This is a genomic window from Kovacikia sp. CALU 1929 (assembly GCF_056784235.1).
Window position 1 is genome coordinate 102844 of the sequence record NZ_JBXBCF010000055.1, and the last position, 21371, is coordinate 124214.

Consider the following 21371-nt stretch of genomic DNA (forward strand, 5'->3'; position numbering starts at 1 on the left):
CGGAAGGCTACTCTGACGTGGGGAAACCCAGCATCCTGATCAGCAACCCTCTGTGCTATTTATCTCAGCCGCCAGAAAACCATCCGGAAACCCTAGAGAAAATGCCACGATTCATCAATTCATCAAAGCGCTGACTGGCAGTTCAACAGTAAAACAGGTCTGATTGGCACCACTTTCTACATAAATTTTGCCGCCTAGATGTTCGGTCATTTTCTGCACAAGTGCTAACCCAAGCCCTGTACCACCTTGTTTCCAGCGATCAATTCCCGGCACCCGGTAAAATTTTTCAAAAATATGGCTCAACTCATTCGCTGGAATTTCTACCCCAGAATTGCAGACATCTAACACAAAAGATGAAGGATAAGGGACAAAGGACAAATCTGGTCGCTGTTCTTCCCTCCCAATCCCATGATTCTTAACAGTTCTAGCGGATACCTTGATGCGTTCACCCGGAGGGGTATATTTGCAGGCGTTGTTTAACAACTCGTTCAAAATTCTGTCCAGGCAGGCAGGATCGGACAGGATGATGGGAAACTCGGGAGCGACTTCAATCTGCAACACTTGTTGACGGCTGAGGGTACGTTCTTGAAAAGACTCGGCAATTTGGGCAACCCATTCTTGCAGGTCAATTGGCTCTAAATTCAAAGCCTGGGTGCCTGCGGTCAAGCGTTGTAGGTCTAACAGGTCATTAATTAAATCGGCTTCTCGTTCGCACTCTGTTTGCAAAATTTTGAGGTAGCGATCGCGCCGCTCCTCACCTGTGGTCAATTTCAACATTTGAATTGCCATCTTCATATTGGAGATTGGCGCTCGCAACTCATGGGAAACCGTACTCAAAAAGTCATCCTTCAGGTTATTGAGTTCTTCCAGTGCCCTCACTTGAATTTGCGCCGTCTGGTAGAGACGAGCCTGACGGATTGCGATCGCACATTGGTTTGCCACCTGCTGCACCAGACGAATTTCCTGCTGGTTAAATACCTCTTGCGCATTCTTGAACACCCATAAATCGCCTAAAGCTCCCTGATCATCCATAATCGGACAGGCTAAAATCGCTGTTGGCTTAGCCTGCGGACGGGCGGGGTTGGGAATTGCCATACAAAACTGAAAGGTTAGACCTTGTATGAGTTGGCGATAAACATCGGGCAGGCTTGAGATAGGAATCACCAGTCCCTGAATCGGTGGCAAAGTCCTGGTATATTCACAACGAATCAGACAGGTTTGCTGTTCCAGGTCATAAACATCCGTATTGCAACACTCCACATCCAAAACGGTTGCCAGTTCCTCTACAGCCGCTTGCAAAATCTGCTCTTCATCCAGGCTATCGCGCACCTTCTCGATAATTCGCTTGAGTAAAGCGTCGTAGTCTAAAGCCTGTTGAATCTCTAAAAACTTCTGAGATAAGGTAGTTGACATCATTCTGAAGTTGCGCACCAGCAATGCCACTTCAGTCACCTGGCTATCCGTCCAATCAATTGGTTCTCCTGATAGCAGTTTACTGGGCAAGTTTGTTGTCACCAATGCCAGTTGGGATAGGGGACGGACTAACTGACGACTGATCAATACTGAAAAGAGGAGTGCCAGCAATGCGATCGCCAGTACAATTGCCAGATTACGAGTAAAGATGCTTTGGATATAGCGGACATTCGGTGTGGCAGAATCTTCTACCATCAATGTCCAGGGTAAGCCCGGTGCAACGGGTGTTTCCTGCACAAAGAAAGACTTCATCCAACGCACCATCATCAGGCGGCTGCCCTTAGTCGGAAACCACTGGTAAGTCTGGTGGGACAGGGGGTAAATAGTCCCTTCCTGTTGAAGATCAAGCCATTGCCCAGGCGTGCGTTCAGTTTGAGTGCTGAGAACCACTGAATGATTGCGCCCAATTAGCGTAACCTCTACTCCCTGGTCTTTAGCATTGGTTGCCAGTAAAGCGCTAATACGGGTCAACTCGATTTCACTAACGACAAAGCCGAGAAGGTTTCCATTCTGGACAATGGGGACATTCAAAATGATGCGGGAAGGTTTCTGCTCTCCCTTGATCACATTGGACAGCGTTGGCTCCAGGGTGTTTCTGGCAGTTTCTAGATAGGGCTGATTGGCAGGATTGGCGATCGCCCCGGTCTCTCCAGGCGGACTACTCAAAAAGGGTTGCCCATTCCCATCACTGATCGTCAAACTAACCAGATCTGGTAGCATCTGCTGAGACAGCGCCATGTGTTGAGTTAAGTGGCTGTCTTGGGTTACCCCCCCAGCCGCGACAATCTGAGCCAACTCATTTACCGCCTGGAATTGCTGCTGATACCAGTACCGTACTTCAGCTAAGGCATAGGCAGTTGAGCGGCTGAGTTCTACCTGAGCCGTTGTTCTGATGCCATCAACGACCCCCCGGCTTGCTAAAACAATTAATAGCAATGAAGGTAAAAAAACAAAGGCAACGAGCAAATTAAACAGCGTTTGTTGGAAGGAGAGCGTGTTAATTGCCCTGGGGCGCCCCAACCAACGATGAACTGGCAAATGCGTCAGCACCAGACTTGCAATCAATGCGTTGAAAATGCCATTCACTGGCTGCTTCAACATAATAATTTGTGCCTGCTCCGGATCCATTTGGAGCACGAGTGCATAAAACAGCCAGACAAGCGGCATCCCGATCAAAAGCCAGAAAATGCCATCCAATAAGACAATGTTCTGGCGATAGCGGTGAAAAAACCACCCAACAAACAGCGCTTCACAGGTAAAGGTAATGATCGTATAGGGATGATTCCAGAGAAAATAGGTGCAACTAGCTGCAACAAACCCTGCCAGCGTTCCCCATCTGACCCCATACAGGCAAACCACAAACCATACGGCGATCGAGCCAAAGATGAAATCAATATCAAAAAACAATGTCCAGCGGGTCAGGTTGCCCACATAACCAGCAACCAGTAGCAGCAATAATCCCAGAGCAGATCGATGCCAAAGGTGCGATCGAAATAACTTCATCCGCTGCTGCTTCAGTCCCATATCTGCGGTTTTCTTTATTTGAACGTATTCCTCGCCAGTTTCATTAGCCTGCCTTACCTAACCACCCCATCCCTGCTTTAAATTTTTGTGGTTACTTGATCTGAGAACCCAGTATTGGCTTCACAGCCAATTGCTATAGAAATCTGGATTAGCCCTCATCTAAGTGGAGAAGTTGGAGATTTTCCCAGAAAAAACTACGGGTTTCTAAGTTAGTGAGGTTTAAATCGAAGCCCGAAATTTTGTAGGAGCGAAACGTTTGGGCAAAAAACAATTCAGCCCCATTAGATTATCTTTCAAATACTTCGCTCTATGGGGAATTATCACGGTTATTTAATCTGTACTCCTTAGTGAATTTGGGGAAGATTCTCAACTAGTCCGCTGCCTGCGATCGCTCCAATGCGCTTGGATAAAATGATCCAGTCGATGCAGGGTAACTCGCGCTGAAGAATCCACACCAAAAGCCATCCTTCCAAAACCTCTCCGGAGTCAGTCTTGGATTGAGCTTAGTCCTGAGCTAGGCAATGACAGTTCTCCGGATAAATTCTATCAATCGCGAGTATGCCCAGATATCCATATATCCCCCTATCGAGCAGTTGAGGGTCTCTCACAACTCTACATCTCAATCCTAAAACCTCACCAACTTAGAAACCCATAGCTTTTTCTGAGAAAAATCTCCGGCTCTCAACCAGGATTGAGGTTTAAAGCTGGATTTTTCGCATAACAGTAAAAGCGCTCATTCCTATCATCCGGTGGGTTTGAGACAACCTCATAGTTGAATCGAAGTCAAATTTCCCTGACAAAACAGAAAGAATTTGACGCTCCGAAGGTTCAAGTATCGATAAAATAGTATTAGAAGTTACAGAATTAAAAAGTATTTTATGTATTTTCTTAATCAAAAAACAAGCATTGGACGGCAACGGGGAATCATCGGAGTTTTTCCGTGTCTCGAAGCGGCGGGGCAAGCACTCGACCAACTGGTTTTTTCGGGATTTCCTTTAGCCCAAGTTTTTTTAGTTGGCAATCATGATTTAAATGCGGAGCAGTCTCTGGGGGGTTCTCAAGCCAGGGAACTGCTGCACCAGGTGCCCTTGCATGACATCACAAGGAACAGAGGGGGCTTTAGGCAAGCTTTACTGAAAGGTAGCCTTGCTGGCAGCTTAGGCGGGGTCTTACTGGGCTTAGGGTTGGCACTGCTATCTGGTGCAGGAGCGGCAGTGGTGGGAGTTGAGCTTGCCGCTGTCCTGTTAAGTGGAGGTGCATTTGCCGCAACGGGTGGGCTAGTTGGGGCATTAGTCAGCCTCGGCATTACTGAAAATGAGGCAAAACAATACGCCATTCAAATTTCTAAGGGAAACTACCTGCTAATTGTGGCAGGCACAAGGGCAGATATTTTTCGCGCTGAACACATTCTCCATGCGAGAGGGATTCATCAACAGAGTTGCTAGGGCTCCGTCAGTGAAGTAAACTTTTCCCATAAAGCTCTAGATAAAAAATAAGCCCCCAGGAGGTCTTTGGGGGCTTTCGCTTAAGGAGTGATGAAGCGGAATGGTATTAATGTACTATTTCGATAGCTTTCTGTCAATTACTCCTGGAAATCTTTTTACACAATGTTTGCTAAGTAAAATTCCTTTTGGAGAGAGTAAAGTTTTTTTGCTACCCCAGTCAGGTTGGTTGACCTGCTACGTAAGCGTGGTATAAGGGGTAAGAAATTTTGTGTATTCTTCGATACAGAAGTGTATTCGCCAGAATTGCTGGAATCTTTAGATACTTACACTCTGTATTCTTCCCAGTACCCCAGGGTTAAACTTACTGAGACTGATTGAGTCAATTTCCTCTCATCCCTCTCGGAGCCTTAAACCCCAGGCTGGTTTGGGTACTTGGTCGGGTCGTTTATTGTGGAATGCCCCCATCGCCAATTGAAACATTCGTTCACTGAGGACTGTCCGGAATGATGTCTAAACTGATGCTCAAGAAGCCGTCTAAGCGCAGGAAGCGGAAATCTTCTCTGCGGCTTGACCGCTTAAACCTGAAGCTTGATGGCTTGAAGTGGAATAACCAATGGCTTAACCCTAATTGGTATGCCAAGAAGCTTTCTCCTACCTGGCAAGCCTGTATCCCTCTGGCTTTCTTGATTGTTTTGGGGTGGGGGTTTGCTTCAACTGCCCAAACTACTCCGCCAACGCTTGAAAGCCTTGCAACTGAAACTCAAACCCTAAAGGTCGGACTCGATACCATGTGGGTTCTGGTGGCAGGGATGCTGGTTTTCTTCATGAATGCTGGTTTCGGCATGTTGGAGACGGGCTTCTGTCGCCAGAAGAACGCAGTTAACGTTCTATCCAAGAACCTGATTGTGTTTGCCCTTTCAACGATCGCTTTCTGGGCGATCGGCTTTGGGCTAATGTTCAGCGATGGCAATAGTTTTGTTGGCATCGGTGGCTTTTTCCTGGCGGGTGCCGATAACAGCCCGGCAACCGGGGAAGCTTACCAGGGGATTTTTAGTGCGATTAGCTGGGCAGGGGTGCCGCTGCTGGCGAAGTTCTTCTTCCAACTGGTGTTTGCTGGAACCGCTGCCACCATCGTGTCGGGGGCAGTGGCAGAGCGGGTTAAATTTGTTGACTTTCTGATTTTCAGCCTGCTGCTGGTAGGGATTGCCTATCCCATTACGGGTCACTGGATCTGGGGTGGTGGCTGGCTAGCTGCCTTTGGTTTCTGGGATTTTGCTGGCTCCACGGTGGTTCACTCCGTTGGTGGCTGGGCGGCACTAATGGGCGCTGCCTTTCTCGGTCCCCGGCTTGGCAAGTACAATGCTGACGGTTCACCCAATGCTTTGCCTGCTCACAACATGAGTATCGCCACGCTGGGTTGTCTGATTCTCTGGTTAGGCTGGTTTGGCTTTAACCCTGGTTCAACAATGTCCGTGGGTGATGGTTCTTTAATCGCTCACACTGCTACCACTACCAATATTGCCGCCGCTTTTGGTGGAGTTGCCGCTACGATCACTGCCTGGTTGGTGCTGGGTAAGCCCGACCTGTCCATGATTATTAACGGCGTACTGGCAGGGTTGGTAGCAATCACCGCTCCTACTGCATTTGTCAACGTTGGATCGGCTGCCATCATTGGGATTGTGGCTGGTATCTTAATTGTCTTCTCAGTCGCATTCTTCGACCGGATCAAGATTGATGACCCTGTGGGTGCTACCTCTGTCCACCTGGTTTGTGGGATCTGGGGTACGCTGTCAGTTGGTTTGTTTGCCGTTGGTGGCAGCGAAGCGGCTGGCGCTCTATATGCTCCTGGTCTTGGACCAACCGCTGGACTGTTCATGGGTGGTGGCTTTAGTCAGCTTTGGATTCAGTTCGTTGGTGTTATGGCAGTTGGCGGAATGACCGTCTTGCTGTCCAGCATCTTCTGGGCGGCGCTGAAGGCAATTTTGGGTATCCGGGTTAGTGAAGAAGAGGAAATCATTGGTCTGGATATTGGCGAACATGGCATGGAAGCCTATGCTGGGTTTGTTAAGGAAGCAACGGGTCTGCCCGCAGGCACCACTGGCATCGAAAGCTCCAGTGGTGTGGCAGGCAGCCACTATTAAATGGTTGTTGGTTGTTAATTGTTAGAGGTTCGGTTCTCTTAACTCAATTTCTACTAACGTTTGCAGCCAAGAACTGATAACTTAATCAATCTGAGCGGTGGGAGAAGGACGATGACTTTCTCCCACCGTTTTTTAAGGCAACAAATGGTAGGTGGTAAGGGATGAGGTATAGCCATAGCCACCTGATTTAGGACGGGGTGCAGGGGTGGAACCCCTAGCTGGAGAAGTGCCCCCACGCCCCCTTTAACCCCAATGTACTAAGCAACCTGGCGATAGCTATATCAAGGAAATGAGGGGAGGTGATAGCTGACGCAACTGCACATCCTGAGCCTAAATAAGGGAGACCTGCCCATATTGGAGACTCGTCGGTCAGGCGATCGCGGGTTCAAGCTTACCTGGCTCTACTGCGTTTGCCCAAAACAGACCCCTAATGGATTGGGGCGTAAGTTTGACAACTTACTAGTTAAGCTTGAAGAAACTGACAACGGTGCCCACTTTAGCAGAGCCGCCGGTTTCTTAGAACGCATTTCTAGGATTGCGAAAAAACGGAACTTGTGTACTTTAATTAGTAGCCATAATCCGAATTCATCGCTTAAGGTTCTGTTGGGCACCTTATGAATCGCGGACTATTAGAACGTTTTGTTAAACAGCATCCTGGCACAGCACAGAAAAAGGTATCGAGTGGCTAGCTCTCTTGCTGTGGTAGGAGAACCAGGAGAATGAAAGCAGTTGCAATTGTTGATACATCTATCAGTCTACAGTGATTCTATTTAGGCTGTGAACAAGGATTTTATACGAACTCTTTCTTGTTTACAAAGCCTTTTAATTTCATAAATGATTGAAATCACTATGGCACTCCTGTTTCGATTGTGAGAAAGCATTCCCTAGAGAGACTGGCTCACACAGCTAGCTATTATCACAGGTTGTTTAGAACTGCTATATGTAGATGAAACATCTTAGATCAGCATTGGTATCGTAAACCTTGATTAATTTTTCCTGGGATAGCTAGTCCTGTGTTACAGTCTTTGTAAGGCTTATTTTCGGCTGTGTAATTCGTTTTACAAGCGTTTCTCCGAATCTAACTCTCCATCTCTTCTGATTCTGGAGAAATTCATATGTCGATTTATGTTGGGAATTTATCCTACGAAGTTACGCAGGATGATCTGACCCAAACCTTTGCAGTATACGGTTCGGTCAAACGGGTTCAGTTGCCTACTGACCGAGAAACCGGGCGTTTCCGGGGCTTTGCTTTTGTTGAAATGGGCACAGAAGCTGAGGAAGACGCAGCCATTGAAGCCCTTAATGGTGCTGAATGGATGGGACGGGACCTCAAGGTCAATAAAGCGAAGCCCCGCGAAGAAAGAGGTTCTTCTGGCGGTGGTTGGGGAAATAGAGGTGGCTCTAACCGTTACTAGACTTTAAGTCTGAGGAGCAAGTGCCAACCTTAGTCAGAATTCAACAGCCCAAACTCTGTGATCCCAGGTTGCCGTAGCAAAAGGGCGATCGCTGCGGAGTAGATAATCTGTTTTATCTACAAAGTTTGGTATTGATTTTTGACTACTCTAGCATTGACGAATGGAAATCTGGAGACCCTTTCATCCTCAACATCAGCACGATTTGAACAGGAGTACTGGACTGATGCCGCAAAGCATGAGCGGTTGAGACACGGCCCTAACTATCCGCACTTAGTTGCTGATGGCTTGCTTGCGTTTGATTGGGATTTATTCAGCTTGTTTAAGGAGATTCGATGACCCAAATCGTTCCTGGTGAAAATGAAGGAATTGAGTCAGCACTGCGTAGATTTAAGCGCGAGGTTTCTAAAGCAGGCATTTTTCCAGATATGAGGAAACATCGCCACTTTGAAACCCCCATAGAAAAACGTAAGCGTAAAGCTCTGGCTATGCACAGACAGCGTAAAAGGAAATTTCGATATTGACTCCTCAAGACCCTTCAAGTGGAATCGAGCATATTATCCTGGAAGCATTGAAGCAAGGCGATAAGAATCAGGGTGAGCTTTTTGATATTACCGGCAAAAGCTACCCGATTTTGGTTCAAACTCTTCAACATCTGAAGGATAAAAAGCTGATTGAGACTTATTTTGTGCCGACCACTGATCTTTCGATTCTCACCTATCGTTTACATTCTGAAACCTAATTCACATGCTAAGTAGTTCCCTAAATACTATGAATACCAAAGAACTCTTGAGTAGGTATATGGCAGGGCAAAGAGATTTTAGAAACTTAGATCTGATGGCAGCAAATTTAAGGAACTTGAATTTGAGTGGTATTAATCTGAGCGGTTCAAATTTGACTAAGGCAAACCTTACAAGGACAAATTTTAGTCACGCCAATTTGACTGATACCATTTTTGCTGGAGCCAATTTTGCTGAAACAAATTTGACTAAAGCAAATATGATGAACGCCGATTTGAGTAACACCAATTTAGGTGATGCCAACTTGAGCCAAACCTATTTGCGCGGAGCCACTATGTCGGAAGGGGTAAACCTTAGTGCGCTTCCCCATAATCTCAAGGTTTCTTTGCCTAAAGGATGAGACTGTATACCAGTTCAATATGAGTTTGCACTTAGCAAAGGGCTTAAGCCCCTTGTCTACCAGGCTTTTTTATGTGTAGCTTCGAAGAGAATTGGTATTAAGTAAGTTCCAAATTTGCTATAGCCATCTTAATTTGCCTTGGGGAAAAGATTTTCTGTGGAATCTTTTCTTCCAAGGTTTTTTATTCTCACTGATGATTTCGAACTGCTATAAGCGTCAGATGTCAGGGCGCTGCTGATTTTGGGTATGAATTGAGAGTTGTATGAATTGGAACAAAGTTTCAATTCATACTGCTATTCAGCACCATCAATGTCAGGCGAGGGATATAGCTCACAGGAATGAGAACCGCTATAGGATGAATTCATTCCTTCCATATGGTTGATGGTTGATCCATGTCCTCCTCCCTCTGGTCCTATGTTACTCCTGGTATTCCAGACGATCTTTTCGAGCGATTACCAGGGATCCCCATGAGTCCCCGAGAGGTTCGATTGCTTCTGGTTTCAGCTCTGCGGCTTAGGGTTGACTCAGTGCTGTGGGACATCGGCGCGGGAACAGGAACCATTCCCGTTGAGGTGGGGCTGCTCTGTCCCCAGGGACGGATCTATGCGGTCGAACGGGATGAGGAAGTTGCCAGCTTGATTCGGCGGAACTGCGATCGCTTTGGGGTCACCAATGTAGAGATCATTGCAGGAAGTGCCCCCGAATGTTTGGCAGATTTGCAACATCCGCCTCAGCGAGTCTGCATAGAAGGCGGACGCTCAATCAAAGCTATTTTGAAGGAAGTATGGCGATACCTGCAACCGACTGGACGAATTGTGGCAACGGCTGCCAGCCTGGAAGCTTTGTATCAGGTTTCAGAGAGTTTTGCAGAGCTGCAAGTGCGTAATATTGAAGTGGTTCAAGCAGCGGTCAATCGGTTAGAAAAACGCGGCACTAACCAGACCTTTGCAGCGATTGATCCTATATTTGTCTTGAGCGGGGAAAAACTAGACTAGATTGGGGTCTAAATTCATTTTGCTTAGAAAGTGATCCGTTAAGAGTGCTACAGATTCGGTTAAAGTGTTCCAAAGGATTCTTAACCTTCTTAATCTTCAGATAAACTTCACCAACTTAGAAGCCCGTAATTTTTCCTGGGAAAAATCTCCAGTTCTCAACTTGGATGAGGTTTAATCTTAGTTTCGACTAAAAGATTGGCAAAGTTATATCTGAGATATTTTCTGTAAGCCATGCTGATTCGTTAAGGGCACTTTCCTAAGAAAAACCTGCTATGCCTTGGTCTCGTGTCATTAGTGGAGTAGTTGCGATCGCCCTCGCCCTGACAATGATTGTGCTGGGAGGGTGGTACTTCACGGTTGGGTTTGGCGTTATCATTTACCTCGGACAATTAGAGTATTTTCAGCTTGCCAGAGCCAAGGGAATTGCCCCAGCGGCAAAGACAACCCTGGTGGTAAGTCAGGCATTGCTGGTGATCTCCAACCTGTCTCCCACCCTGGCAGATGCGCTCTTTCCGGTTGCTGGGACATTTATCTGCTTTTACCTGCTGTTTCAGCCCAAATTTGCCACCATTGCAGATATTTCTGCCTCCATCATGGGCTTGTTCTATGGAGGCTACCTGCCAAGCTACTGGGTCCGCCTGCGATCGCTGGGACAACTGGAAGTCAGCAACATTCCCCTGGATGGCTACTTGCCCCAATCCTTTGACCTGAGCAGTCTACCCACCGGGCTAACCCATACCCTGCTTGCCTTTAGTTGCATCTGGGCAGCCGACATCGGGGCATACGTGTTTGGCAAATTCTTTGGGCGAACCCAGCTTTCCCATATCAGTCCCAAGAAAACGGTGGAAGGGGCTGTATTTGGAGTGACCGCCAGCATTGGAGTGGCGATCGCAGGTTCCTGGTTCCTGGACTGGGCTGGCTCACCGATAACGGGGGTTGCCCTCGGTCTACTGATTGGCATTGCCAGCTTGTTAGGGGACCTGACCGAATCCATGATGAAACGCGACGCTGGAGTCAAAGACTCGGGGCAACTCATCCCTGGACATGGCGGTATCTTAGACCGAGCGGATAGCTACGTCTTCACCGCTCCCCTGGTTTACTACTTTGTGACGCTGGTTTTGCCATTGATACCAGGGGGGTAGGGATGAAAGTTGAAAGTCTTGAGTTTTAAGTTTAGGTCATGGGTAATCAGTAATCGCCCTTTCCCCTTTCATCCTTCGTTCTTCATCCTTCACCCTTCTGGTGTCACCATCACCTGACCCCGGCAACGAAGCTGACCAGCTTCCAGAAGAAGTTCTTCGAGCAAAACACTGGAGCCGAGGTCAAAGGTGAAACCATCCAGGTGATCGAGATGAGTTCCCTGTTGAGAACCCAGATGGGGAAGGCGTTCAGGATGGGAAAGCCGCAGTTGGTTGCCGTTTTCCAGGCGGAACCCGGTCCGAATGACAACACTGGTGGGATTGATATTTGGAGCGGACAGAGTGGCTGCCAGGGTCAACCGCTGTGGTTCAAGCACAATTCGAGGGACTTGCAGGCTCACTTGCCTGGGCGATCGCTGTCCCAATCCATACTGGTCTTCCAGTCCTGCTCTAAATAGAGCCAACAAAAATTCAGTGATACCACCTGCCAACAAAGGAGCCTGTAAAGAAGCGTTCAGGTCCGATTGGTGCCATAAAACCTCACCTGAGACGGGAAATTCCTCGGTCAAACGAAGCGCCCGCCGCCGCCGCACAACCTGTCCTAGATTGGTCCGAATCCCCCGTCCTGTAATCTGTACCTGGCTCAGACACAGACCCTTATAAACTGCTTTACGGGCAGAAACTGTGACCTGATTGATGCTGCCAGATAGAAGCTGGCGATCGCCCGCCTCAATCGAAAAATGTAAATCCTCTACCTGATCCAACTGCGTTTTTAGAAATAGCCTGACCGCTGGCGACAGCACTGTACTGATAATTCGGCTTTGCTTATGCTTGGGTGTCCCTAAATCTGATTCCAATCCGGCTGGTTCGCTCTCATCTGGCAAAGCATCGAGTTGATCGGGATCCGGTTTTGAACGCATAGCTTACAATCACCAAAATTCAGCACAGCTCTAACTAAACAGGAATTAAACAGGTACGTTGGGCTTATGCAGCACTCGCAGCGTTTAACCAGAAAACGAGCATAACAACCAACCTACGGCTTCAAACTTCGAGTTCTTGGTCACAACTTTAGAAGTACCCAGAGTATACCGAAGGAATGACCGTTTCTTCCCTCGTGTTCCTGCTGCCTTCAAACTACGGGTTGTTTCCTTGCCATGAGATGCTCCAATCAAGCAACCTCCAGGGCAACCAATCGTAAAGCATGAGATCACAAGTCAAGAAACCATAACATCTTGATCCCATATATTGATCTGAAATGTCAGGAAATTATGACATTTTGATCCCACGATCTCCCGTAAATGCGTAGATATGCTTAAAACTGGCTCTTTTTAGACCTTGACCAATTCAGAGGTTTCCGGCAGGATGAACTTAGCCAAAGTGATCCCGGTACTCCTTGAGTGCCGTTAGAAGTGATCCCAAAATCATATTGAAGTTGAGCAGTTGAGACAGAAAGTTGGCAATTACAGACGTATTAGGGAAAGTTTGGAGTGTGATTACGATGTCGAAAGAGCGTCCACCCTTAGAGGACATGACCCTACGGCAACTCCGCCGAGTTGCAAGTGAATGTGGTGTATCTCGTTATAGCCGGATGCGCAAAGAGCAACTTTTGGCTGCGATTCAAGATATTCAGCAAAACCAGGGATCTCCGGCTCCCTCCCGCAGTTTGGCAGCCCAGGAAAAGGTAGAAGCGACCAAGTTTGACGTGGGGCAGGAAGACTTAAGCAGTGGTTCGTTGGCAAAGGTTGACGAAGGCTTACCCGATTTACCCAATGGCTACGGTGAGAATCGGATTGTATTGATGCCCCGTGATCCCCAATGGGCTTATACCTACTGGGATATTCCCAACGAAAATAAGGAAGATTTACGCCGCCAGGGTGGAGTTCAACTGGCTCTCCGCCTCTACGATGTCACCGATCTGAGTTTGTCCAGCCAGAGTCCCCACAGTCTTCAAGAGTACTCTTGCGATGAGTTGGCGCGGGAATGGTATCTACCGATTCCAGTCAGCGATCGCGACTATGTCATCGACATTGGCTATCGCACCTTTGATGGTCGCTGGCTACTGCTTGCCCGCTCTGCCCCAGTTCGCATTCCGCCAGTTTATCCCTCCGACTGGATTGAAGACTACTTCCTTACCATCAATTGGGATGAGGAGCTAAGCGGCAAAACCTTCGCTACCCTGGTTCCCCCCAGCAAGCGGATGGGCGCAACAGGTAACGCCATCTACGACCAGATCTTTGGTATGGCGCAATCGGCTGAAGCTCAACGGGTTGCCGGTTCGCTGTTTGGTTCTATGCAGCATGTCCCCAGCTCAGCCTTTGGTTCTGTCCACATGGTCGAGTCCATCAGTTCCTATGTCTTCCCCTCTGGCGTAGGGGCGTGGGCAGTTCCCACCATGTCTGGTATGAATATGTCTGGTATGACCATGTCTGGCATGAATATGTCTGGCATGAATATGTCTGGTCTAACCATGTCTGGTGTGGGTTTCTCTGCTTCGATGCCCCCCATCCGTCCCCGTAAGTTCTGGTTGGTTGCCGATGCGGAACTCATCGTCTACGGAGCAACGGAACCGGATGCCACAGTCACGATTGGTGGTCGCCCGATCAAGCTCAACCCCGATGGGACTTTCCGCTTCCAGATGTCTTTCCAGGATGGAATGATCGACTTCCCCATCCTGGCAGTTGCCGCCGATGGTGAGCAGAACCGCGCGATTCACATGAAGTTTAATCGTGAAACTCCTGAGCGCCGAACCAATACCAAGGATGAAGCGGTAGAAGAGTGGCTGGTATAAGTTAGCGTCCGAAAACGTTCCTTTAACAACCCCCTGAATTCCCTCAATGTCTATTGAGGGAATTTTTTTTATGCATTTCCATTAGAAGCGGGCATGGCTGATTTTCTCGTTACGTTGTTACCTCGTCACAAGGCTCTGCCTTGTAACGTAAGCCGAGAGGCTCTGCCTCAACGGGTTAGGGCGAGGAGGCAGAGCCTCCCTTTGTATTCCCAGGCAGAGCCTGGGAACGAGATCAAGTTCAGCAACGTTGCATCAAAATAGTTTGGGCACTGCGTTCGGGGTCGTCGTCTGTTGGGTGGCGCTGGATGTAGGAGCCATCCGGTTGTAGATCCCATGCCTGCCGATTATCTGCCAGAAAAAGATCCAGGAATTGCTTCAATTCAGCAGCAATATCGGGATCATCAATCGGAGTGACTGCTTCGACCCGGCGATCGAGGTTACGGGGCATCCAATCCGCACTGCCAATGAACACTTCTGGCTGTCCGTTGTTATGGAACCAGAAGACGCGGGAGTGTTCCAGATAGCGCCCCACAATGCTGATAACGCGGATGTTTTCACTCACACCCTCCACATGAGGACGGAGGCAGCAAATCCCCCGTACAATCAGGTCAATTTGTACGCCTGCCTGGGATGCTTCATAGAGGGTACGGATAATCTGGGGATCGACAAGGGCATTCATTTTGGCGATGATATGACCGTTTTTGCCCTGGGCAGTTTCGCGGCGGATCAGGGCAACGATGCGATCGCGCAAGGTCACAGGAGCCACCAATAGCTTGCGATAGGACTTTTGCTTAGAAAACCCGGTGAGATAATTGAACAGATCAGTTAGGTCTGCGCCCAATTCTTCCCGACAACTGAGTAAACCCAGATCGGTATAAAGGCGGGCAGTTTTGGGGTTATAGTTCCCCGTGCCAATGTGGACATAGCGCCGAATACGGTCCTCTTCCTGACGAACGACCAGCACCACTTTCGTATGGGTCTTCAGCCCCAGTAATCCATAGACCACATGTACCCCTGCCTCTTCCAGTGCCCGTGCCCAGGTAATGTTGCTCTCCTCATCAAAACGGGCTTTTAACTCTACCAGGGCGGCAACCTGCTTACTATTTTCAGCCGCCGCAATCAGAGCCTTGATAATGGGTGAGTCGCCAGAGGTGCGGTAAAGCGTCATTTTGATTGCCAGCACATCCGGATCGTGGGCAGCCTGGGTAATAAAGTACTCCACCGATGACGTAAACGACTCGTAGGGATGATGCACCAGCAGATCGCCCTGACGAATCACGCTGAATACATCGAAGCCTTCTTCTGCTTCCAGATCGCCACCGGGGAAGTCTGCCAGGTTGCGTAATCGGGGGGGGATCACTGGGGTGAACGGGGGATCTTTCAGGTGGGGCAGCGGAATTCCGGTCAGTCCAAATAGGTCTTTTAAGCCCAGTGCCCCGTTCATTTTGTAAACATCTTTTTCCGCCAGATGCATTCCCTTCATCAGTGTCTGCCGCACAAAATCAGACATAGATTCTGGAATCTGTAACCGCACAACAGAACCGCCAAACCGCCGCTTGTGTAGCTCCTGCTGAATTGCCAGCAACAGATCATCGGCTTCGTCTTCGCGCACCTCCAGGTCTGCATCGCGGGTGATCCGAAACACATGATGATCCTGAATGGTCATTCCCGGAAATAGGGCATCTAAATTGTTGGCGATCACTTCTTCTAGCAAAACGCCTGCCCAAACACAGGCTTGCCCGTTGTGCAACTGCATCTCAGAGGGAATCTGCACAAATCGGGGTAGGGGTCCCACGGGCACCTTGACCCTGGCAAAGGACTCTTGCCCTGTAACCGGATCTTTAACTACGACTGCCAGGTTGAGACTGAGGTTCGACATGACTGGAAAGGGATGGGATGGATCCACTGCCAGGGGAGTCAGTACCGGAAAGACCCGTTCTTCAAAATAGCGGTGTAGGAATACCCGTTGCTCCTGATTGAGCTGGTTGTAGCGCAGCAGGTAGACTCCTTCCGCTGCCAGTTGGGGAATTAATTCACTTTCGAGGTAGTTCAGCACCTGCTCCACCATTGGATGAAGACACCGACTGATCTCATCTAGTTGTTGCTGGGCGGTGCGTCCATCTGGTGTTAATGTGTTTACCTCTGCGGCGACCTGATCCTTCAGCACGGCAACACGCACCATAAAGAACTCATCCAGGTTGGATGCAAAAATTGCCGCAAACTTGACCCGTTCCAGGAGAGGGGTGCGGGGGTCTAACGCTTCCTGTAAAACTCGACGGTTAAACTCTAACCAGCTTAATTCTCGATTGAAGTAGTACTGGGGACTGCTCAGGTTAATCTCTGACGCGGCGGCTTTGGCTTTTGGCATAGGTTTAGCGATCGCAAGTGCTACCGATACTCCCAAACTTAGCGGGAACTCGTAAAGTGCGCCAGAATACACCGGACATCTTCTAAAGATTGTTGAAGATTGCTCAACTTTTCGGTGTATCTTGACAGAAGCCGCTTGCATCTGGGAGACGATGAATAATCTGGATAGCTCTCAAGCGAATGGACAGAATACCGGGAGCAAAATACCGGAAGCGAGACAATGGGGAAAAGCCAATGAAAAAACTGATCCAGGGGTTGCGCGATTTCAAAACCAACTACGTCTCTACCCATCGAGAATTACTGGAGCATCTGGCACAGGGACAACACCCCAGAGTTCTGTTTATCACCTGTTCAGATTCGCGGATTGAACCCAATTTGGTGACTCAAACGGATTTGGGTGACCTGTTTGTAATTCGCAATGCTGGCAATATCATTCCTCCCTACGGAGCGGCGAATGGGGGCGAAGGGGCTTCGATTGAATATGCGGTTCATGCCCTGGGAATTAATCAGATTGTAGTCTGTGGGCATTCCCATTGCGGCGCAATGAAAGGGCTGTTGCACCTGAATAAGCTCCAGGAAGAAATGCCCCTGGTGTACGACTGGCTGAAACATGCAGAAGCGACCCGACGATTAATTAAAGAAAACTACAGCCACTATTCAGATGAGGAACTGCTCGAAATTACGATCGCTGAAAATGTGCTGATCCAGATCGATAATTTGAAAACTTATCCTGTCATTCACTCCAAGATTCACCAGCACAAGCTGCAAATCTATGCCTGGATCTACCACATTGAAACAGGTGAGGTGCTGGCATACGACCCTGAAACCCACGCCTACATCCCACCCCAAACCCAGATCATGGAACCTGCTTCGATGATTGAGTCCTCTGCCAATGTTTCTGCCAATACTCGCACCATTGTCTCCAATGCGCCTCCCGTTGCCTGTGAACTTCCGGTAGCATACGACCTTGAGCAAGCGTTTGCGATCGCCAATGAGTCCCCTACGCCCCGTCAGGAAATCAGGGAGAGTCGTAGGAATATTAATATAGATGCTCTGCCCTGGCTTTCCCCCGAACAGGCAGAACGGATCTACCGCGGTTCAGCCGCCAAAAGATAGTTTGAGCAGTGCTTTTACCTTTGTTGCAACCTTCAAATTCCTTGCCAGGGTTGCCATTTCCTTGAACACAGGCATCTGGTCATACCATTGCAGGTCTTGGGCAACATCGCTGCGAGAACTACGCTGGCTACCAAGACTGGGAACTGCAATCAATCTGGTGATATCTGGGTTTTGCCATCGAAACAGATTGAAAGCTCCATCTGGCGACATGGGACTTCCCTCTGGATGCCCGATTGGTCTTTGCAGTAATGCTTCCATAAAAGCAATCAACCGCTCAAAGCATTGACCATTGACGGCATAAAAGTGAGTCCCAATGATTTCTTCGGAGAACGGTTCAAGCATTGCTGAATCAGTTCTAGTGGAATCTGAAAATTGTTCAGGATAGTATCCAAAGTGAACCATATCCCACTGAGTTTGCTCTAAGTGCTGAATGATTTGAGCTTCACACTGGGCAAAATCGGGTGAAATCGTCAAGTCATCTTCCAGGATCAGGACATTGCTTAATTGCATATCCCTGGCTTGCCTCAAAATAGTTAGATGACTTAAAAAGCAACCCTTGTATCCAATCGACTCAAACGGAGCGGCAGTTTCCGGTCGAATCGCTGCGAACAATTCTACTTTCCCCGGTGTAAACGGCATATGAGCGCTTTGCAATTCCAGTTCCATCGATTTACGCCGATCTAATCGGTAGGGCAAATTGATGACATAGACGCGATCGAAAAAGGTTGAGAATCTCACCCTGTCCTCTCCTAATTGAGTAAACCTACTCGGACGAAATTTGGTCAGATCCCGTTAGCTCCCTGTTAAATCTGGCTTCAATTAGAGCCGCTCAATTTTAATCACCGAAACCTTGAGTGCTATTCGGTAAGCCCTTTTCAAGACCAACTGCACCCAACTCTACCTTTACATTTCAATTAATGTAAGTATTACTTAATACAATCTATTCAGTCCTTTCTGGTAAAACAACTGCCATATAAAGTATTGAAAAGCCAGTGGATCTCGCCGTAAAGTATTAGAAAGGCGATGGAGATCGCCTGAACTGCCCCTGGAAAGTTTTATTTTTACCAGAAGGCTGATGGCTCCTACTATTCCGGCTTGGGGCGGAAGGGTAGGACTATGGGTCTGATTCAGCTTCCAACGCAAGTCGCGCTTGTTCATTTACTGAGATTGCGTGATGTTGGAAAGTATTCTCTGGATCGGATTGATGGGCTTTTTTGTCGGTCAGATTGCCCGTCGTTTGAGAGTACCTGCACTAGTCGGAATGGTATTCGTTGGCATTGTCTTAGGTCCGCAAGTCGGGAATGTGATCACTCCCGCTGTATTAGGTGCCGCGAATTCGCTGCGAATCATTGCCGTCATGGTCATCCTGATGAAGGCAGGGTTGGGGCTTGACCGTGAGAAGCTAAAACAGCAAGGGTCAGTAGCACTGCGACTCGGTTTTTTGCCGGCTGCCTGTGAAGCCGTAGCGATCGCCCTAGCGGCAATCTTCCTGTTTCAGTTTGATTTCTCGACGGGGCTGTTGCTGGGCTGCATTATTGGGGCAGAGTCGCCAGCCGTGATTGTGCCCGGAATGCTGCGGTTAAAAAGTCTGGGTTGGGGAGTTAGGAAAGGAATTCCCGACGCAATTTTGACCGGCAGTGCTCTATCAGATGTGCTGCTGCTGTTAGTGTTCAGCTTGTTGCTGGCGTTTCTCTCGCAGGGAACGGCAACGGGCATCACGTTACCAGGTGGATTCACCCTGAGTGCGTTGCAGCTATTACCGTTGCAGATCGTGCTCCAGATTGGTTTGGGCGTGTTGCTGGGAGCCTTGACTGCCCGCGTTTTAGTCTCGCTGCTGGCAGAACAAAACTGGACGCAGAATGCGGTGCAAGATACGCTGGTTGCTGCCAGCTTCGCCCTGCTGTTAGTCGTCCTGGCAAAAGATTTCCCCATTTTCTCTGGCTATCTGGCAGTCATGTCAATGGGATTTTTTCTGATTGAGTTGGATGCTCCTTTAGCGCGCCGGTTGCGAGGAGGCTTTGATAGTCTGTGGGTGATCGCAGAAATTTTTCTATTCGTTCTATTGGGAGCCAGTATTCAACTTAATGTGTTGGGTAATGTATTACTGCCAGGATTGTTGTTATTGGCGATTGGGACATTAATTGGGCGATCGCTCGGTTGGTATCTCTCTACCTTGGGCAGCAATTGGAATTGGCGAGAACGACTGTTTTTACTGCCAGGCAATTCGGCAAAAGCTACTGTGCAGGCGGCAATTGGGGCGATTCCCCTTGCCAATGGCATTGCCGGTGGTGAAACTATTTTGGCGATCGCGGCACTTTCGATTCTGGTCACAGCCCCCTTGGGAGCCTGGGCAATTCCCACCTTTGCGCCTAAGCTGCTGGAGCGCGGCGAGGTTGATCCGACGAAAGTGGCGATCGCCCGCCAGATTGTGATTTTGGCGGCTGTCGATACTTCTTCCCTTGCCAATGATGTCTTGACGAAAGCGGCGGAACTGGCTCGACGTAGCGATGCTCAAGTGATTGTATTGCACGTTGTCCGAACGGCTGACGCACAGGGGATAGAGTGGTTGCAGCGAAAAACACAAATGATTCTGGCAGATATTCGCCATCGGTTTATCACCGTGGACGGTTCAGTCTCAGAGGCGATCGTTAGCACGGCTCAAGCTTACAAAGTGGATGAAATTGTCATCGGTAAACGGGGACATCAGCCCCTGGATGAGGTGTTGGTTGGGTCGGTTTCTCAAGCTGTTTTAGAATCGAGTCCGATTCCGGTTGTTGTGGTAGAGGATGACGAAGTGTTATCTCGTCTGCGTTAGTAATTCACACAGCCATTCGTTACTGTCATTTTCCCCAGGAAAAACCTATGGATTTCTAAGTGGGTGAGGTTTAGCTCAAAAAGGTACGGAGATTTTCCTGGGGATTTCTCTCAGGCACACGAACTGCGGCATCCTGTCAGTTCATAAAAATATTATCTCACCCACTTACTTCCTCTTCCAGTGCTTGGCGGGCAATGCGGGTAACATAGACTGTAACCGCGATCGTGGCAAGTAACCCAATGATCCGAATTGCCCATTGAACCGTGGGATTGGTGGGCTGGGTTTCAGTGCCAATTCGAGCCAAGTCGCCTGCCAGAGAGCCAATGTAGACATACAGGATGGTACCGGGAATCATTCCAACTGACCCCAGGGCATAGTCTTTTAGGGCAACCCCTGTAATGCCGAAGGCGTAGTTTAATAAATTAAACGGAAAAACGGGAGAAAGGCGTGTTAGCAAAACAATTTTGAACCCCTCTTTGGCAACCGCCTGGTCGATCGCGGCAAATTTTTGATTGCCCTCGATCTTTTGACTGATCCAGCCTCGTGCTAGATAACGTCCAACCAGAAAAGCTGCGATCGCACCCATCGTTGCCCCAATCAAGACATAAATCGAACCCAGTACAATTCCAAAAACGACTCCTGCACCCAGCGTCAGGATTGATCCGGGGAGAAAAGCAACCGTTGCAGCGATGTAAATTGCAATAAACGCGATGCCACCGACAACGCCCAGACTTTCAATCCACTGCAAGGCATGGCGAAGCAGTTCTGGTGGGTTGAATCCTGGTGAACGAACTACCTCCTGAGCCAGGGCAGGGGAGGCAATCAGCAACCAGGCGATCGCTCCCATCCCCAAACCGCAGATCCACTTGAAAATTCGATTGTGGACCATTGACTGATAGCGATTTTTAGATGAGTGAAGCACGGCGATGGGTGGATAGTAGATGAGTGGAGGAGTCTGCATGGGGCTTATGCCAGGGGAAATGGCAGTAGATGCACCATAGGCAAGAGAGGATGAC

Annotated in this window: 16 protein-coding genes and 1 riboswitch; of the genes, 11 read left to right on the plus strand and 5 right to left on the minus strand. The window is 48.7% G+C overall.

What is annotated here, in order from left to right:
* Positions 1–114: 114 nt before the first annotated feature.
* On the minus strand, positions 115–2997 hold the full coding sequence (locus AC1S52_RS05675) for an ATP-binding protein (RefSeq protein WP_482028036.1): 2883 nt from the start codon (positions 2995–2997) through the stop codon (positions 115–117).
* Between the two features lie 878 nt (positions 2998–3875).
* Between AC1S52_RS05675 and AC1S52_RS05680 the strand changes: the two genes are divergently transcribed.
* From AC1S52_RS05680 to AC1S52_RS05715, 8 genes are all read left to right on the plus strand, one after another.
* The gene (locus AC1S52_RS05680) at positions 3876–4442 is read left to right on the plus strand and encodes a hypothetical protein (protein ID WP_482028037.1); all 567 of its coding nucleotides are present in this window, start codon (positions 3876–3878) and stop codon (positions 4440–4442) included.
* A 503-nt stretch (positions 4443–4945) separates the two neighbouring features.
* Positions 4946–6583 (plus strand): ammonium transporter, encoded by a 1638-nt coding sequence (locus AC1S52_RS05685; RefSeq protein ID WP_482028038.1) that lies wholly within the window; start codon positions 4946–4948, stop codon positions 6581–6583.
* A 1115-nt stretch (positions 6584–7698) separates the two neighbouring features.
* A complete protein-coding gene (locus tag AC1S52_RS05690) occupies positions 7699–7998 on the plus strand; it encodes an RNA recognition motif domain-containing protein (RefSeq protein WP_482028039.1) in 300 nt (99 codons plus the stop codon).
* Between the two features lie 332 nt (positions 7999–8330).
* Positions 8331–8519: a 30S ribosomal protein S21 gene (gene rpsU, locus AC1S52_RS05695; protein ID WP_482028040.1), complete on the plus strand. Its 189-nt coding sequence runs from the start codon at positions 8331–8333 to the stop codon at positions 8517–8519.
* Positions 8516–8737, plus strand: coding sequence for a hypothetical protein (locus AC1S52_RS05700; RefSeq protein ID WP_482028041.1), 222 nt, complete (start codon positions 8516–8518; stop codon positions 8735–8737). The genes rpsU and AC1S52_RS05700 overlap by 4 nt, the downstream gene beginning before the upstream one ends.
* A 29-nt stretch (positions 8738–8766) precedes the next feature.
* Positions 8767–9135 carry a pentapeptide repeat-containing protein gene (locus tag AC1S52_RS05705; protein WP_482028042.1) on the plus strand — a complete coding sequence of 123 codons (369 nt, stop codon included), beginning with the start codon at positions 8767–8769 and terminating at the stop codon, positions 9133–9135.
* A 392-nt stretch (positions 9136–9527) separates the two neighbouring features.
* On the plus strand, positions 9528–10130 hold the full coding sequence (gene cbiT, locus AC1S52_RS05710; protein ID WP_482028043.1) for a precorrin-6Y C5,15-methyltransferase subunit CbiT: 603 nt from the start codon (positions 9528–9530) through the stop codon (positions 10128–10130).
* Between the two features lie 272 nt (positions 10131–10402).
* Positions 10403–11272 carry a phosphatidate cytidylyltransferase gene (locus AC1S52_RS05715; RefSeq protein WP_482028044.1) on the plus strand — a complete coding sequence of 290 codons (870 nt, stop codon included), beginning with the start codon at positions 10403–10405 and terminating at the stop codon, positions 11270–11272.
* An 89-nt stretch (positions 11273–11361) separates the two neighbouring features.
* On the opposite strand, the gene AC1S52_RS05720 is transcribed toward AC1S52_RS05715, so the two are convergent.
* Positions 11362–12189, minus strand: a complete 828-nt coding sequence (locus AC1S52_RS05720; RefSeq protein WP_482028045.1) for an LmeA family phospholipid-binding protein — start codon at positions 12187–12189, stop codon at positions 11362–11364.
* Positions 12190–12722: 533 nt separating this feature from the next.
* Here AC1S52_RS05720 and AC1S52_RS05725 point away from each other — a divergent pair.
* On the plus strand, positions 12723–14057 hold the full coding sequence (locus AC1S52_RS05725; protein WP_482028046.1) for a DUF4912 domain-containing protein: 1335 nt from the start codon (positions 12723–12725) through the stop codon (positions 14055–14057).
* 238 nt (positions 14058–14295) lie between these two features.
* Here AC1S52_RS05725 and ppk1 read toward each other — a convergent pair whose 3' ends face one another.
* Positions 14296–16425, minus strand: coding sequence for a polyphosphate kinase 1 (ppk1, locus tag AC1S52_RS05730; RefSeq protein ID WP_482028047.1), 2130 nt, complete (start codon positions 16423–16425; stop codon positions 14296–14298).
* A gap of 233 nt (positions 16426–16658) precedes the next feature.
* Between ppk1 and AC1S52_RS05735 the strand changes: the two genes are divergently transcribed.
* Positions 16659–17540 carry a carbonic anhydrase gene (locus AC1S52_RS05735; RefSeq protein ID WP_482028048.1) on the plus strand — a complete coding sequence of 294 codons (882 nt, stop codon included), beginning with the start codon at positions 16659–16661 and terminating at the stop codon, positions 17538–17540.
* Here the strand turns inward: AC1S52_RS05735 and AC1S52_RS05740 are convergent.
* On the minus strand, positions 17523–18278 hold the full coding sequence (locus tag AC1S52_RS05740; RefSeq protein WP_482028049.1) for a glycosyltransferase family 25 protein: 756 nt from the start codon (positions 18276–18278) through the stop codon (positions 17523–17525). The two genes, AC1S52_RS05735 and AC1S52_RS05740, sit on opposite strands and share 18 nt — an antisense overlap.
* Positions 18279–18550: 272 nt before the next feature.
* A riboswitch (Fluoride riboswitch) is annotated at positions 18551–18632 on the plus strand.
* A gap of 82 nt (positions 18633–18714) precedes the next feature.
* Here AC1S52_RS05740 and AC1S52_RS05745 point away from each other — a divergent pair.
* Positions 18715–20355: a cation:proton antiporter gene (locus AC1S52_RS05745; RefSeq protein WP_482028050.1), complete on the plus strand. Its 1641-nt coding sequence runs from the start codon at positions 18715–18717 to the stop codon at positions 20353–20355.
* A gap of 157 nt (positions 20356–20512) precedes the next feature.
* Here AC1S52_RS05745 and AC1S52_RS05750 read toward each other — a convergent pair whose 3' ends face one another.
* A complete protein-coding gene (locus AC1S52_RS05750; protein WP_482028051.1) occupies positions 20513–21316 on the minus strand; it encodes a TVP38/TMEM64 family protein in 804 nt (267 codons plus the stop codon).
* Positions 21317–21371 lie beyond the last annotated feature (55 nt).

Bases quoted from the DNA above. Each gene is read 5' to 3' on its own strand.
- AC1S52_RS05690 (WP_482028039.1), top strand. From the start codon at position 7,699: ATGTCGATTTATGTTGGGAATTTATCCTACGAAGTTACGCAGGATGAT.
- AC1S52_RS05745 (WP_482028050.1), top strand. From the start codon at position 18,715: ATGTTGGAAAGTATTCTCTGGATCGGATTGATGGGCTTTTTTGTCGGT.
- rpsU (WP_482028040.1), top strand. From the start codon at position 8,331: ATGACCCAAATCGTTCCTGGTGAAAATGAAGGAATTGAGTCAGCACTG.
- AC1S52_RS05720 (WP_482028045.1), bottom strand. From the start codon at position 12,189: ATGCGTTCAAAACCGGATCCCGATCAACTCGATGCTTTGCCAGATGAG.
- AC1S52_RS05675 (WP_482028036.1), bottom strand. From the start codon at position 2,997: ATGGGACTGAAGCAGCAGCGGATGAAGTTATTTCGATCGCACCTTTGG.
- AC1S52_RS05715 (WP_482028044.1), top strand. From the start codon at position 10,403: ATGCCTTGGTCTCGTGTCATTAGTGGAGTAGTTGCGATCGCCCTCGCC.
- AC1S52_RS05750 (WP_482028051.1), bottom strand. From the start codon at position 21,316: ATGCAGACTCCTCCACTCATCTACTATCCACCCATCGCCGTGCTTCAC.
- AC1S52_RS05680 (WP_482028037.1), top strand. From the start codon at position 3,876: ATGTATTTTCTTAATCAAAAAACAAGCATTGGACGGCAACGGGGAATC.
- ppk1 (WP_482028047.1), bottom strand. From the start codon at position 16,425: ATGCCAAAAGCCAAAGCCGCCGCGTCAGAGATTAACCTGAGCAGTCCC.
- AC1S52_RS05705 (WP_482028042.1), top strand. From the start codon at position 8,767: ATGAATACCAAAGAACTCTTGAGTAGGTATATGGCAGGGCAAAGAGAT.
- AC1S52_RS05735 (WP_482028048.1), top strand. From the start codon at position 16,659: ATGAAAAAACTGATCCAGGGGTTGCGCGATTTCAAAACCAACTACGTC.
- AC1S52_RS05685 (WP_482028038.1), top strand. From the start codon at position 4,946: ATGATGTCTAAACTGATGCTCAAGAAGCCGTCTAAGCGCAGGAAGCGG.
- cbiT (WP_482028043.1), top strand. From the start codon at position 9,528: ATGTCCTCCTCCCTCTGGTCCTATGTTACTCCTGGTATTCCAGACGAT.